Genomic DNA, 14,749 nt, shown 5'->3' on the forward strand with positions numbered 1-14,749 from the left:
AAAATATTGTGGATGAAAGGAAATTAAAAATTATACGGAGGATGATTGGATATTGTACTAAGAGAAGTGAAAAATTAAAAAAATCGCAAATTTCATCATTTTTTACTAAAATGTTACATACTATTTCGCCTTTTCAAGTTATAATAAGTTAAAATCTTAGCTTTTGCTTGTCTTTTTAATGACATATGTTCCGATACAACCATACACAACAGCAGTTAAACCAATAAATACATAGATCATCATTACAGCTCCTTTAATTGATAATCATTTTCAATTAAATTTTAAAGATTTATCTTGCTAACGTCAAGAAAATTCTGAGCTTATTCAATCAAATATATAAATTTATAAAGGATGCGTATAGAATGGAAAATTCTAATAATATACAATTAATTTTAGATGGAACGATACACGCTATCAAAACCATTGTTCCCATGGATGTTAACATTCAACCTTATACTTTAATGAATGAACCTTACGTGCAGCAGGAGATCGGAGTGCTTATAGGACTAATAGGAGATTTTAAGGGAAGAATTATCATCGATAGCTCATTATCTACTTTTAGTGAAATTGGATCAAATATGTTCGGTATGCCACTGGAAGGAATCATGCTTGAATCTTTTACAGGCGAATTTGGAAATATGATCGCCGGTAATTTATGTACATACATAGAATCAAAATCTGTAAATATAGATATTACTCCCCCAACTGTCATGGTTGGAAATACAAAATTATATGGATTTGAAACAGCATACCGATTACCTATAACAATCGATGGCATTGGATCAATAACCATTTTATTTACTTTAGATGAAGAATAATCCTATAAAAATGAAAATAATGGCTCGAGTGGTTTTTATTATAAAACCTTACTCGAGCCATTTTTCTATTCTCTTTGTACTTTCACATTTAATTCACATTTCAACAGTTTTACTGTGATTTTTATCACATCTTGTGAAAAGTTTTTCTTATATGATGGGTTCGTAAGTAAGTTACGATTCTTAAAACCTAGGAGGGAGAGACATGGCAAACCATAAAAAGTCAGATGATAATTTAAAAGGTACTCTCTATGCAACATTTGGACTTGGAATTTTTATTATCATCATATGGGGTCTTTGCTTTAATTTATTTCTTGATCGCTTCTAATCGAAAAAACCTTAATTTAGGAGGGAAAACAACATGCACATACATAAGTATGAGAAATGGTGGCTTATATTCGGAACAGCTATGCTCGTTGCATTTTTAGCAATTGTCGGCGTGAGTGCTTTCCACGGTGGTACACATCCGAATAACTCCAAGTGGACAATTAATTATGAAGAAGTAGATACAATTGCTCCATTTAATAACCCTGGTGTTCACAAAGTTGAAGGTAAAGACTGGGACTATGAAGTTGTTTTAGTTGCTTCCGCGTTTATGTATAATCCAATGGAAATTGAAGTACCTGTTGGCTCAAAAGTAAGATTCATCGCTACAACAAAAGACGTTATTCACGGTTTTGAAGTTGCAGGAACTAACATTAATATGATGTTGGAGCCTGGCTATGTATCTGAAAAAATCACAACAGTCGATAAAGCTGGCGAATATTTAATCGTCTGTAACGAATATTGCGGTGTAGGTCACGCAATGATGTATTCTACTTTAAAGGTGGTGGAGTAAAATGACGACTGCAATTAAAGAAGAAAGAGTTGTCTCTACTCAAGTAAAAGCAAGTGTTGACAATTCCGCTAAAGTTGATAAAAAAGACGCAAAACTTGCATTAGCTCACATTTATGTCGCATTCATAGCATTATTTATAGGTGGTCTTTGTGGTCTATTGCAAGTATTAGTTCGTTCAGGTCAATTTGAATTACCTTTTGGAATTGGTTATTATCAAGTACTAACAGTTCACGGTGTTTTATTAGGTCTTGTTCTTACTACTTATTTTATTCTTGGATTCCAAACGGCCGCGGTTAGCCGAACAGCCGGTGCCCTTTCAAATGGTCAACGTAAATTAGGTTGGCTTGGATTCTGGGTAATGACAATCGGTACAGCTGCTGCTGCAGTAATGGTTTTATTAAATCAAGCATCTGTTTTATATACATTCTATGCACCATTACAAGCACACTGGATTTACTATGCTGGTTTAGCTCTAGTTGTTGTAGGTTCTTGGATTGTAAGCTTGGCTCAAGGTTTACGTTTTGTTCAATGGAAAAAAGAAAATAAAGGTCAAACTACCCCACTTTTATCATATATGGTTGTAGTAAACAATTTAATGTGGTTTGTTGCAACTCTTGGCGTTGCAGCTGAAGTTCTACTTCAATTACTTCCTTGGTCTATGGGCTTCGTAGAGCGTATTGATATTTTATTATCTCGTACATTGTTCTGGTATTTCGGTCATGCCCTCGTATACTTCTGGTTACTACCTGCATACATGATTTGGTATACTGTAGTTCCAAAAATTATTGGTGGTAAAATTTTCTCTGATGCATTAGCTCGTTTATCATTCATTTTATTCTTGTTACTCTCAGTTCCGGTTGGTATTCACCACCAATTAACTGAACCAGGTATCGACGGTTTCTGGAAGTTCCTTCAAGTAGTACTAACGTTGTTTGTTGTAGTTCCATCTTTAATGACAGCATTCTCAATGTTTGCAACCTTTGAATTACGTGGCCGTTCACTTGGATCTAAAGGGTTATTCGGATGGTTTAAAAATCTACCATGGAGCGATTGCCGATTTTTATTACCATTTATCGGTATGGTTGCTTTCATTCCTGGTGGTGCAGGCGGTATCGTAAACGCTTCATATCAAATGAACGAATTAATTCATAACACAATTTGGGTTACAGGTCACTTCCATTTAACTGTAGCAACTGCCGTAGTTTTAACTTACTTTGGTGCTGCATTCTGGTTAATTCCACATTTAAATGGTCGCAAATTAACGAAAAGAATCAACAACATGGCAAATACTGCTGGTATTTTATGGGCAATTGGTATGACAATCATGTCTGGAGCAATGCATATTGCTGGATTATTCGGTGCACCACGTCGTTCAGAATACTCAACTTATGGTGGTTCTGAGCTAGCATCTGAGTGGATTTCTTATCAAATAGCTCAAGCAGTTGGTGGAACAATTTTATTCCTAGCAATTTTAGTTATTTTAGGAGTTGTAATCAACCTACTTTGGTTCGCTCCAAAAGGAGATCAAGAATTCCCAGTTGCAGAAGTAGCTGAAGGTGCTTCTAAAACTCCTGCAATCTTAGATAATTTCAAAGTTTGGGGCGTTATCTTAGTTGCGCTAATCTTTATTGCTTACACTGTTCCAATCTTCGATATTATCAATTCATCTCCATTAGGTTCTGTGGGTTACCCACACTTAATCGGTAGATAATTAAATTCATAAGCCATTTTAATTTCTAAAATAAAAAGCCCTCCCCTACTAGTCAAAGCTAGATTGGGGAGGGTATTTTAATGGCTGAATTAATCTTAATATAAAATGAAAAACAGGCTGGGAAAAAAGTGAATTTCGAACAAGTAGACACAAGAAAGAATAGTAAATATTTGCTCGTTGTTTAATTTGAAAGCCGTTCGTTTTCATTTTAAGTGGATTGAACTTTTCTCTTCATGTCCCAGCCTGTTTTTTCTATTCAGGTTTCACAGGTAAAATATTCATAAATTGATTTTTTACTTTTGCTTCTTCTTGATTTAATAGTAAATGGATTTCCCCATGGTCATTAGAAGTTCGTATTAATCGTCCAATCCCTTGCTGTAATCGTAAAAGCATAAATGGCAAATCCACTTCTTCAAACGGATTTTGTGCAAAGGAACGTTTTGCATCAAATAGTGGATCGTTTGGTGGGAATGGTAAATCAAAAATCACAACCCTAGTTAAAGATTCCTCCGGTAAATCAAGTCCCTCCCATAAATGATAAGAGCATAAAGTATTAACTTCACCATGTTGAAATTGTTGTACTGTAGAGGATAATTCTTGATCACCTTCAAACGCTATAGATAAACGAGTCATTAGTGATAAATCCGATTTAAATTTCAACATTGAATGTTTCGATTTAAATAATATTAATGTTTTCTGTTTATCTTTAAGTAGATTCTCTACTACTTTAACTTTTTCAGATTGATTTACTTCATTTACATATATTTTCATTACTTCTTCATAATCAAATGGCGAAGGTACACTAAATGACATGTAGTTGGATATTCCTAAGCTTTTTGCAATGTAAGAGAAATCTTTATCTACAGAGAGAGTTGCAGATGAGAAAATAATGGGCAATTTTTTAGAGAAGAGTTTTTCTTCTAATACTTCTGTTATTAGCCTTGGCATAATAACTAAAGTTTCTTCGCCATCTGTTTCTTCTAACCAATCAACAGCATCGCCTTGGGCAATAAAGATTTTAATGGACGCCTGATAAAGCTCTAAAAACTCTTCTGCCATATTCAGCTCATACTCTGGAATCATGTAAAGCTCTGATTCAAATACAAACTCCTCCAGAAGCTTTTCAACATCCTGAACTAATTGTTTACCATAGGATAATAATTGCTTGGATTTGTTTATTTTTTTACGACTTTCTTCTGATTGAACAACATCATCTCGTAGTTGATCAAAAAATAAGTCATGATCATCCTGTAATTTTTCCATTGCATATAATGTCGTTTCTCGTACTCCATCAACCATTAAACGATCTAATAGGTTCACGATTGTATGACTTTGAACTTTATAAGTCATCGCTTTTTGAGCAGCGTATTCAAGTAAATGTCCTTCATCTAGAACAACCATCGATACATCTGGAAGAAGTGGTAAATGCCCTTCTCTTTCACGCGATTCTTTTGTAGCTAAATGTTCCATCAAAAAATCTTGAGAACAGATGATTAAATCTGTCGAGCTTCGATAATGTGCTCGATGCAAAGTTTGACCACAACGATTTCTTAATTCACAAACACCACATTGCATAAGAGAATTATAATTTACCTTACTCCAAGATTCATCACTTACAGCGGGATAATCACTTCGCGCTCCGTATGGTTGAATAGAACCTTTTCCATAAACATTCTCTGGGAGAGAGATAGCAATATCATCAATCCACTCATCAGTTTCAATTTTTTCTGCTTCCTCAAAACGTTTTAAACATAAATATTGATCACGCGATTTCGCTAGACGCACATCTACATTCAATTTAAGGAGTTCTCGTAATTTCTCAATATCTCCGCCTTCTTTTACTAACTGATCGATCAATGTTTCATCAGCACAAGCAATTAATGCGGGTCTTCCTGTATACCTTGCATAAGAAATAGCAGGCAATAAGTAGGCGATGGTTTTCCCTGTTCCAACACCAGCTTCAGCAAATAAAACGGTCTTTTCTTTCAATGCCTTTTCTATTTGGTATGCCATAAAAATTTGTTCATCACGACATTCAAGCCCTTTTTCTGGTAACTCATCATAAAGTACGTCTCCGATCCAATCACTTAATGAGTCAAAAAAGGATTTGTCTTTTGTTAATTGGAATGGTAAAGATTGTCTCATAAATAATATCTCCTTCATAAATGTCTACATTAGACATTGAAACGGAAGGAGTTGTTGATAGAACTCCTTCCGCTAAATCATATCAACCAAGGTACAAAAATTATTTAGTCACGCTTCGATTTTTGACCCCAGAATTGGTATAAATCTGTCCTAATAAAGCCATTGAATAATTTTCTTTTCTTCGTTGCTTTTTTACCGTATAACTCTTCAAAGTTTTCCATTGACGATAGCATATAAACGGACCAAGTTGGATAATTTTTCATTACATTTCCTAAATCTCTAATTACCCTCTCAATGGTTTCTATTTCACCAATACGCTCTCCGTAAGGTGGATTTGAAATAATGACTCCATCCGTTAATCTCGTCGTAAAATCTGTTGCCTGCATTTGTTTAAATGTTACTAAATCACTAAAACCCGCCTCTAATGCATTAGCTTCAGCAATGGATACCATTTTATGATCAATATCTGAACCGATTATTTCAAGCGGCTGATCATAATTAGCAAGAGAATCTGCTTCATCACGAGCTTCATCCCAAACCTTTGATTTAATCCAATTCCAGTGTTCTGATATAAATTCACGGTTATAGCCAGGTGCTATATTTTGGCCAATCATTGCTGCCTCTAAAGGAATCGTTCCTGACCCACAGAATAAATCAACAAACGGACGGTTGGGATTCCATTTTGAAACCTTTATTAAAGCTGCTGCTAAAGTCTCTTTTAAAGGTGCTTCACCTTGTGCTTGACGATACCCTCGTCTATGTAAGCCCGCTCCAGACGTATCAATAGTGATTGTTGCCACATCTTTTAAAATTGAAACTTCGATTTTAAAAGTAGCACCAGATTCATCCAAAAATCCTAAACGCTTATAGTGTTGTTTCATTCTTTCGACTATTGCCTTTTTCACAATGGCTTGGCAATCAGGTACACTAAAAAGCTTTGACTTTACTGATTTACCCGCAACAGGAAATGCCGCATCTACAGGTAAATATTTTTCCCATTCAATTGATTTTGTACTTTCAAATAATTGATCGAATGTAGTGGCAGGAAATTGAGCAACAACAATTTTGACACGATCTGCAACACGTAACCAAAGATTACATCTAGCAATTGCTAGTTCATCGCCCTCAAAATAAACCTTTCCATTATCTACTTTTGTTTCATAACCTAAATTTTGTACTTCTTCAGCTACAATGGATTCTAAGCCCATTGCACTTGTTGCTACTAACTGTAATTTTGTCATTCTTCTATCCTCTCTTGATGAACTACTTCCCATATTTGTAAGAATTCGATTAATTCATCCATTGGTACAGGTCTTGAATAGTAATATCCTTGTATATAATCACAACCCATTTCCTTTAAAAGGTTTAACTGTTGGACACTTTCCACTCCCTCAGCTACGACTTCCATTTTTAAACGATGGGCCATTTGAATGATTGCATCTACAACCGCCTGTTTATCATCAAGTGTAATAATATGCTGAATAAAACTGCGGTCAATTTTTAAATAATCAAGTGGAAATCGAACTAAGTAACTTAGTGAAGAATATCCCGTTCCAAAATCATCAATGGATAATTTAAATCCTAGCTGTTTTAAGCGAACAAGTTTACGTATTGTGTCAGAATCACTATTCATAACTGTCCGTTCCGTCACTTCGATTTCAAAGTTTTGAGCTGATGTATTATTTTTTTCTAATATATTCTTAATGGAATCTAAAAAAGAGTATTGATGGAAATGGATACTAGAGATATTTAGTGCAATCGTTAAATCATAAAAGCCTGCATTTCTCAATTTCCTAAGCTCCTCACAGGCCTTTTCTATAATTATTTCGCTTATTGGAATGATTAAACCCGTTTCTTCTGCAAAAGGAATAAATTCATTAGGAGAAACAAAACCAAGCTTTTCGTTTTTCCATCGTACTAATGCCTCAATCCCAACTATCTTATTGTCACCTATAGACACTTTAGGCTGAAAATAAAGCTCGAAATCTTTATTTTCTATTGCTTTTCGAATTTCAGTATCAAGCACTAATACACGCCTTGTATCGATATTTAAATCTTCAAAATAAAATGCAAAACCATTTCTTCCATTTTGCTTTGAAAAGTACATTGCTTTATCTGCACGGTTCACTAACTCGTCGGTAGTATGCCCGTCATGAGGATAAATACTAATACCTACACTTGTTGAAATATAGATTTCTTGATCATTGATAATGACCGGTTCTTCAATTATTTTTATGATTTTTTCAGCAAATTTTGCTGCCTCTCGGGGATGATGGATATTTGTTAACGTTAAAACAAATTCGTCTCCACCATATCTTGCAAGGATGTCCTTATTTTTTAATAGTCCTTTTAACCTTTTGGCTACTTCCACAAGCAAATGGTCACCAATGGTGTGGCCTAATGTATCATTTACCTGCTTAAAACGATCTAAATTTAAGAAAAAAACCGCATGCAATACTTGCATTGACATTTTCTTTGAAGACTCTAATAGTGTATTCATTCTTTCAAGAAAAGCGAATCGATTATTTACTTCTGTAAGAGAATCTGTCAATGCTCGTTTTTCTAATTCATTTTCAACGATTTTTCTTTCAGATAGATCTGTAAAGATGCCACAATAATTTGTGACTTCTCCTTTAGAATCTTTGATTTCCATAATCGTTAGAGACTCAGGATACAGATCACCAGTTTTTCGGCGATTCCAAATTTCCCCTTGCCAAATCCCATATTCTTTTAAATTTTTCCACATAGCTTGGTAAAAGGATTTGTCATGTACGCCAGATTGGAGAACTTTCGGAGTTTTCCCAATTACCTCAAATTGATCGTACCCTGTTACAAATTCAAAGGCAGGATTTACTGAAAGAATTTTTAAATATCGATCAGTAATCATAATACCTTCTGAAACGGTCTCAAAAATTTTATCCACACATTCAATCGGGTATTTCGATATAGGATGATTTATGTTTAAATCTGTAAGATTTTTATTATTTTCCATTTTTTATCACCTATCCCTAAAAGAAAGGCTCTCCAAAAAAATGGAGAGCCTTCTTTAATGAGCATCGAGCTCTTTCTTCACTTAACCATTGATAATATTAAAATGAATATTACCCTTCAAATGGTGTATTTAGTAAATGAAAATTTTCATTAATTTAATAATTATTTTATTTAATCATGGAAATTCAATAAGCCATGTTTTGTTCCCGTGTACTCAAACAGCATAAGCCTCGTACTTATCGGGTAGTAATCATCTATCTACGCGGAATTTCCGCGTCCCTCCATCCGTTCATTTCCTTCAGGAGAGTGCCCCTACCATAATTTGGGTTTCTCACTCGTGGGGTTTACCTCGTTCCACCTTCACCGTTTCCGATGAAGCTCCGTCACTGTGGCACTTTCAGGAAGTGTCAACCATATCAAAAGACTTAGGTTTTCCTTCCGCCGTCAAGGCTAGCCTTGCCTTACCTTATTTTTTCAGTAAGCACGAACACTACGGTCATCTCAGAGCCGTGTGAGCATGGACTTTCCTCTACAACGATATACGTTGCAGCGATTACTCGAATTTCACATGTAACTATTATACTAAAAATAAAATGAAATTACAATAAATGCGAAGAAATTATTATTCGGATAATTTGCTACCAAAAACATGCTTTTCTAAATTAGAAAGTCTTTTTAATATATCAAAATTAGTATTACCCAATGATTGACTTGTTACAGGTTTTCTAGGAGCGTTTTGTAACTCTTCTTTTAAACGTTTATTTTCAGCCTGAAGCTCTGCCACTATTTTATCAAAAGCGTCATAATCTTCCATAATTTGATCTAAAAATTGATCAACTTGGTCAACGCTATATCCATTCATCTTTTTTTTAAATTCTTTTTCTAAGATTATTTTTGAATTCAACTTAATTTCCATTCACATCGCCCTTCCATATGAAACATACGTAATTACATTATATCATATGCACTTAATGAAAAGTGAACGAAAAGACTATTTATACTAAATTTCTAACATATTAATCGAAATAGTAAAAGTTTGAATTTCGGGAAATATGTCAACATATAATAGTTTTTTCATTTAAATATGTCATATTATGCGCTTCCCCGGGAAATGATAATTTTATTTACAGGAAATATTTTATTTTCCATTGCTACTTATAATGATATTTCCCTTATTCTCGATACGTTGGTATCTCTTTTCCCAGCTTTGCAATAACTTTATTTTCTGTTCATTACTATAAGCATTTGTTTTCTCAATTAAATGTATTCCCTGAATTGTATAATCCAAAGCTTTATTAAAGGACTTGAATTGATGCTCGCAAATCATAGAAAGCTGTTCATAGGCTTTAATTTTCTTTTTTATATCAATATAAGGGATAGATTTTTCAAATGAAATGACAGCATCTTTATATTGTGCATTTTTCTTTAGTTCAAATCCTAAATAATAATTAGCAAGGCCTGAATCTTCTTCATTAAAATTGTTCGTCACACTTCTTAAAAACAATTCACTTTCATCTTTTTGTTTTAAATCCTTATACCATTTCCCTACATTTGTGATTGTCGTTGCTGCCTCTTCAATCTTGTTCTCTAGCAGAATATTTGTAGAGTGAATATATAGTGTTATTAAAGATAGTAAATCCCACTCATTATGCACGAGCACTTTCATTAGCGTCTCGGCATTTCCACTTTTAATCGCATCGGCATATATTATTGGAGCTAAAAACCCCGGAATATCTCCAATACGTTTAAAGCCTAATTTTTCTTCCTCTACTGAAGATAGCTTCATTTTTTCTAAATTATTTTTCCATATTCGCTTAGAACTATGAAGCAAATCTATTTGTCGATGCTCTTTTAACTTTGGGAGGTGTCGTTGATGTAATGTCCATCTTGTTTCAAGTTGTGGCCAATCAAAGCTTTTCCCATTGTATGTTACAATTGTTTGAGCTCTTTGCCAAAATTTAGATTCAAATAAAAAGGCGGCCTCATTTTCCGGATCTGCTAAAACAAATTGATTTAGAATAAATTTATCGTTCGAAATTTCAATTGAACCAATCAAAAAGATATGTGTGCCGACTCCCTTTAAACCAGTTGTTTCTGTGTCAAAAAAGAGGATATCTTCATCATAGGATAATGAAAATGGATGATTAACGTTAGAACTTTCCCACTTTTCAATTGCATCAAAAAATCCACCTAATTCATAATGACCATGTTTAAAATTTAGTGGATATTCCACCTGCCTTTTTAAAACAACACCAAAGTCATTTTCAATCGTCGTTAAACCACTCTTTTCCCACTCCAGAATGTATGTAGGCTTAACAGGCTTTTGAAATTGTGGTTTTAGTTCTTGTTTTTCTTTTTTGTCACCTAGCATTTTTTTCAGCTGCATTATTTTATTTTCATATGACATAAAAAATCACTTCATCTCATTTAACAATAAGGATAATATTTTTAATACTTTTTCTTTACCGTTCTGTAAACTATCTTGTGCACCGATACAAGATGGACATCCATTTTCACAAGGACATCCTTCCACATGGGAGATAGATTCTTCAAAAATGGCATCTAAAATATCATAAACCTTTTCACTTAAACCAATTCCTCCAGGATAACTATCATAAATAAAAAGTGTTGGCTTTTCATTATGAATGGATTTTACTTGAGGGACAACGGATAAATCATTGCGATCGCATTGTATAAATAATGGCACAAATGAACCGATTGCATATGCAGCTCCTGTTAATGCATCCGTTAGCATTTCCTCTGACCAGTTTTCCGGCATATCAAAAGAAAGCCACGTTGAATTTGTATGCATTTCTAATGGCGGAATATGAATTTTCCCAGAACCAATATTTTCATGCGTGTTAAAGCGAATTTTCTTAAAGATTGTTGGGATTGCTAGTAAACTAACATCACCAAAGCTTATCGTTGCATTTTTATATGTCTTACTTTTATCTTCGCTTAAAACTTTCAATTCAACAGCTAGGTTTGCATCGGTATAATAATCAACATCCACTTCCCGAACGAACGCTTTTTTCTCTTCCCAATCCAACTTCTCAACCTGATATTGAATCCCTTGATGTAAATAAATAGCTTCTTCATGAAGTAAAGTCATCGCACTATAAGTATCCATTTCACCAATTACTTTTGTTGATCCTTGGATTGACCAATCGATAATGACAACATTTTCCTGCGCCGCAGATCGTAAGCTAATTTCATGAGCTGGGAATCGATCACTCATCCAATACCAGCTCGAGCTTGTTTTAATGAGTACACCTTCTTCTTCTAAGAAAGCCAGTAGCTCTTGTACTTCAAACTCCCCATAGCTATCTGTCATTGTAAATGGCAATTCAAAAGCAGCACATTTTAAATGCTCCATTAATATTAGAATATTTTCTGGATTAATTAAAGCCTCTTCTGGTGAACTACCTAACAAATACATAGGGTTATTGACAACATATTGATCAAGAGCTGTTGCACCTGCAACATAAATGATAAGCGCAGAGTCTTGTCTTCTTCCTGCTCGTCCCGCCTGTTGCCAAGCACTCGCTATATTACCAGGATAACCAGTCATAATACATGCCTGTAATTGCCCAATATCTACACCTAATTCTAGAGCGTTCGTACTGACTACAATTTGAATAGAACCATCTCTTAATCCTTTTTCAATTGCGCGTCGTTCATTCGGTAAATAACCGCCACGATAGCCTCTAATTGATTCATTATTAATTTTCTTTTTAGTTAGTTCTTTTAAATAAGTAACAAGCATTTCAACTCTTACTCTCGATTTTGCAAAAACAATCGTTTGAATACCAGCTTGATAAAGCCTTGTTGCTAAATCTCTTACCTCTAAAACACTGCTCCTACGAACTCCAAATGTCGGATGAACGATTGGAGGGTTATAGAATAGAAAGGTTTTCTTGCCTACTGGAGCTCCTGATTCAGCTATTAGTTGGTGATTTGTATTTGTTAATTTTTCTGCTAGTTCTTTAGGATTTTTAATCGTTGCAGATGTACAAATAAAAATTGGATTACTGCCATAAAATTCGCAAATTCTTTTTAGCCTTCTGATCACATGGGCAACATGACTTCCGAAAACACCTTTATATGTATGCAATTCATCAATGACAATATACTTCAAATTCTCAAAAAGAGATACCCATTTTGTATGGTGAGGTAAAATACCTGAGTGTAGCATGTCGGGATTGGTCATAACGATATGTCCTGCTTTTCGGATTTTTTGCCGAATTGCTGGTGCTGTATCACCATCATATGTATAACTTAGGATTTCTTCTCCCATACTTTCTATTAAATTATTTAAATCTGTTTTTTGATCTTGTGCTAGAGCCTTCGTTGGAAATAAGTAGATTGCACGACTAGAAGAATCTTCGAGAATCTTTTGCAAAACAGGAAGATGGTAGCAAAGGGATTTACCCGATGCAGTGGGTGTAACTGCGGTAAAAGATTCTCCCTTCGTTGCATAATCAAAAGCTTGTCGCTGATGAGTATACAACTGTGATATACCTCTGTCTTCTAAAGCTTTCTTTATAGAAGGATGTAGTGTATCTGGAAATGGTGCATAGCTTGCTGGCTTTGCTTCAATTGTATCCCAATAAAGGATATTGTTTTTTAATTCTTCATCCCTTTTCCATAATTGAACAATTTCATCAATCGACTTCTTTTTGCTAAATTCCATCTTTGTCACCTACCTCTAAGTAACGCAAAAATGTTGTCAATGTATACTGCACTGATTGAACAGATTGAATAAATCTTTTTTTACTTGTTTGTTTATAAAAGGATTGCACTATAAATTGATTCATAGCATCAGCTGCGTTTGAAATTTGAATTTCGTGCATATATTTAGGGTTGTTTTCTTTAATCCATTGATTAGCTAGTTGTTGAAATTCTATTAAAAGTGCTTGAATTTTATCTGCATAAGGTTTTACTTCATCAAAAAATAGAGGTGTTGCATCCATCTCTCGCATTTTGTAAAAACGATTTATAGATGCTTCACACTCTAATATTAATTGTTTTGTTAATTTAACTAATTCCATTTTGGTTTACCTCAAACTTTTAGCATTCTTTGTTTTTAGTTTACCAAAAACGGTCGGGAATCACTACTAAGAAGGAGAACAAGTATTCTTTACATGAAAATGCTTTTCTGCTAAGCTTACTTTTTGATGAGTATTAACTAGTTTGGTAAAAAATTCATCATTCATCGCATTTCGTTCATTTTCTATTTTGACAGTAATCATTTGATCAATACAATCAATTTGCGATAGTAGCATTTGAATTCTATTCAAATTAACCGCCTCCTTTGTCCATTAACTATTCCGTACAAAGAGGGAAATCCCTTTCTGTATGTCAAAACTAGACAAGGGACGATAAAAGTATAAAAAATTCGCTAATATTTTATATCGTTAACTTTGAAATACCCCCCACTTTAAAAATTTCTTAGCAAGGAATATGAGCGGTGAGTTTCAACTATCCATCCGTAGAACCCAACAGATCTAATATACATCTAATATCAAATCAACCTCACTGACTGAATTTTTTATCTTTATGTTAAAATTAATATATTTATTGGTTATCATTTTAAAGAAGGGTGATTTCATGACAATCCGTTATCCAAATGGCAAAATATATAAGCCACAAGTAGAAAGTATTGCGAAAAAGGATACAGGACAAAAAAAGAATGACATTTCTTTTAGCAATCGTGGAAAAACTCTAGAAGATGAACTTAATGAAACAAATAACTTCTATCTAAATAGGCAAATAGCTGTTATTCATAAGAAACCTGTTCCTGTTCAAATCGTCAATGTAGAGTATCCGAAGAGAAGTGCAGCTGTTATTCGAGAAGCCTATTTTCGAACACCTTCGACCACGGATTATAATGGCGTATGGAATGGCTACTATATAGATTTTGAAGCAAAGGAAACTGAGAGTAAAACCTCTTTTCCGCTAAAAAATGTACATGCACATCAAATTAAACACATGGAGGATGTATCAAATCAAAAAGGTATTTCTTTTACAATTGTAAGATTCTCAAAGCTAGAAAGATATTTCGTTTTACCTTTTACGGTATTATTAGAAGCGTGGAATAATATGGAACGTGGTGGAGCTAAATCCATTCCATTAAAGGTCTTTGAATCAAGTACTTATGAAATATCTCCAGGTTATAACCCACGTATCGATTATTTATCTATTATTGAAAAGATGATTACAAACAAAGAATGCTAGTTTGTAAAGTGA

At 34.1% G+C, this 14,749-nt stretch carries 13 protein-coding genes and 1 other RNA gene; 5 read left to right on the forward strand and 9 right to left on the reverse strand.

Features of this window, described 5'->3' with window-relative positions:
- Positions 1 to 362 precede the first annotated feature (362 nt).
- The 4 genes from CD30_RS10870 to CD30_RS10880 all read left to right on the forward strand — a co-directional run bounded on the left by CD30_RS10870 (position 363) and on the right by CD30_RS10880 (position 3,364).
- A complete protein-coding gene (locus tag CD30_RS10870; RefSeq protein ID WP_036176678.1) occupies positions 363 to 818 on the forward strand; it encodes a chemotaxis protein CheX in 456 nt (151 codons plus the stop codon).
- Positions 819 to 1,020: 202 nt separating this feature from the next.
- Entirely contained in the window at positions 1,021 to 1,143 is a 123-nt protein-coding gene (locus CD30_RS20640; protein ID WP_256464887.1) for a hypothetical protein, read from the forward strand.
- 33 nt (positions 1,144 to 1,176) lie between these two features.
- Complete coding sequence (locus tag CD30_RS10875; protein WP_036176681.1) at positions 1,177 to 1,653, forward strand: cytochrome c oxidase subunit II; 477 nt, start codon at positions 1,177 to 1,179, stop codon at positions 1,651 to 1,653.
- A gap of 1 nt (position 1,654) precedes the next feature.
- Positions 1,655 to 3,364 (forward strand): b(o/a)3-type cytochrome-c oxidase subunit 1, encoded by a 1,710-nt coding sequence (locus tag CD30_RS10880; protein ID WP_036176684.1) that lies wholly within the window; start codon positions 1,655 to 1,657, stop codon positions 3,362 to 3,364.
- 252 nt (positions 3,365 to 3,616) lie between these two features.
- On the opposite strand, the gene CD30_RS10885 is transcribed toward CD30_RS10880, so the two are convergent.
- The 9 genes from CD30_RS10885 to CD30_RS10920 form a co-directional block, all read right to left on the reverse strand.
- Entirely contained in the window at positions 3,617 to 5,509 is a 1,893-nt protein-coding gene (locus tag CD30_RS10885) for an ATP-dependent DNA helicase (protein ID WP_036176687.1), read from the reverse strand.
- A 104-nt stretch (positions 5,510 to 5,613) separates the two neighbouring features.
- The gene (locus CD30_RS10890; RefSeq protein ID WP_036176690.1) at positions 5,614 to 6,750 is read right to left on the reverse strand and encodes a THUMP domain-containing class I SAM-dependent RNA methyltransferase; all 1,137 of its coding nucleotides are present in this window, start codon (positions 6,748 to 6,750) and stop codon (positions 5,614 to 5,616) included.
- Positions 6,747 to 8,501, reverse strand: a complete 1,755-nt coding sequence (locus tag CD30_RS10895; protein WP_052126158.1) for a putative bifunctional diguanylate cyclase/phosphodiesterase — start codon at positions 8,499 to 8,501, stop codon at positions 6,747 to 6,749. Before CD30_RS10895 ends, CD30_RS10890 begins: the two co-directional genes overlap by 4 nt.
- Before the next feature lie 183 nt (positions 8,502 to 8,684).
- An RNA gene (gene rnpB, locus CD30_RS19810) (RNase P RNA component class B) lies at positions 8,685 to 9,065 on the reverse strand.
- A gap of 57 nt (positions 9,066 to 9,122) precedes the next feature.
- Positions 9,123 to 9,416: a cell division regulator GpsB gene (gene gpsB / locus CD30_RS10900; RefSeq protein ID WP_036176693.1), complete on the reverse strand. Its 294-nt coding sequence runs from the start codon at positions 9,414 to 9,416 to the stop codon at positions 9,123 to 9,125.
- 222 nt (positions 9,417 to 9,638) lie between these two features.
- Entirely contained in the window at positions 9,639 to 10,907 is a 1,269-nt protein-coding gene (locus tag CD30_RS10905) for a ribonuclease H-like domain-containing protein (protein ID WP_036176695.1), read from the reverse strand.
- Between the two features lie 6 nt (positions 10,908 to 10,913).
- Entirely contained in the window at positions 10,914 to 13,193 is a 2,280-nt protein-coding gene (locus CD30_RS10910) for a DEAD/DEAH box helicase (protein WP_036176697.1), read from the reverse strand.
- Positions 13,183 to 13,551 (reverse strand): YppE family protein, encoded by a 369-nt coding sequence (locus CD30_RS10915; RefSeq protein WP_036176700.1) that lies wholly within the window; start codon positions 13,549 to 13,551, stop codon positions 13,183 to 13,185. Before CD30_RS10915 ends, CD30_RS10910 begins: the two co-directional genes overlap by 11 nt.
- 66 nt (positions 13,552 to 13,617) lie before the next feature.
- Positions 13,618 to 13,800, reverse strand: a complete 183-nt coding sequence (locus CD30_RS10920; protein WP_036176702.1) for a hypothetical protein — start codon at positions 13,798 to 13,800, stop codon at positions 13,618 to 13,620.
- 310 nt (positions 13,801 to 14,110) lie between these two features.
- Here CD30_RS10920 and recU point away from each other — a divergent pair, with 310 nt between their 5' ends.
- Positions 14,111 to 14,737, forward strand: coding sequence for a Holliday junction resolvase RecU (recU, locus tag CD30_RS10925; protein ID WP_036176704.1), 627 nt, complete (start codon positions 14,111 to 14,113; stop codon positions 14,735 to 14,737).
- Positions 14,738 to 14,749: the final 12 nt, after the last annotated feature.

Origin of the sequence: Ureibacillus massiliensis 4400831 = CIP 108448 = CCUG 49529 (assembly GCF_000772965.1) — a bacterium.
Taxonomy (GTDB): domain Bacteria; phylum Bacillota; class Bacilli; order Bacillales_A; family Planococcaceae; genus Ureibacillus; species Ureibacillus massiliensis.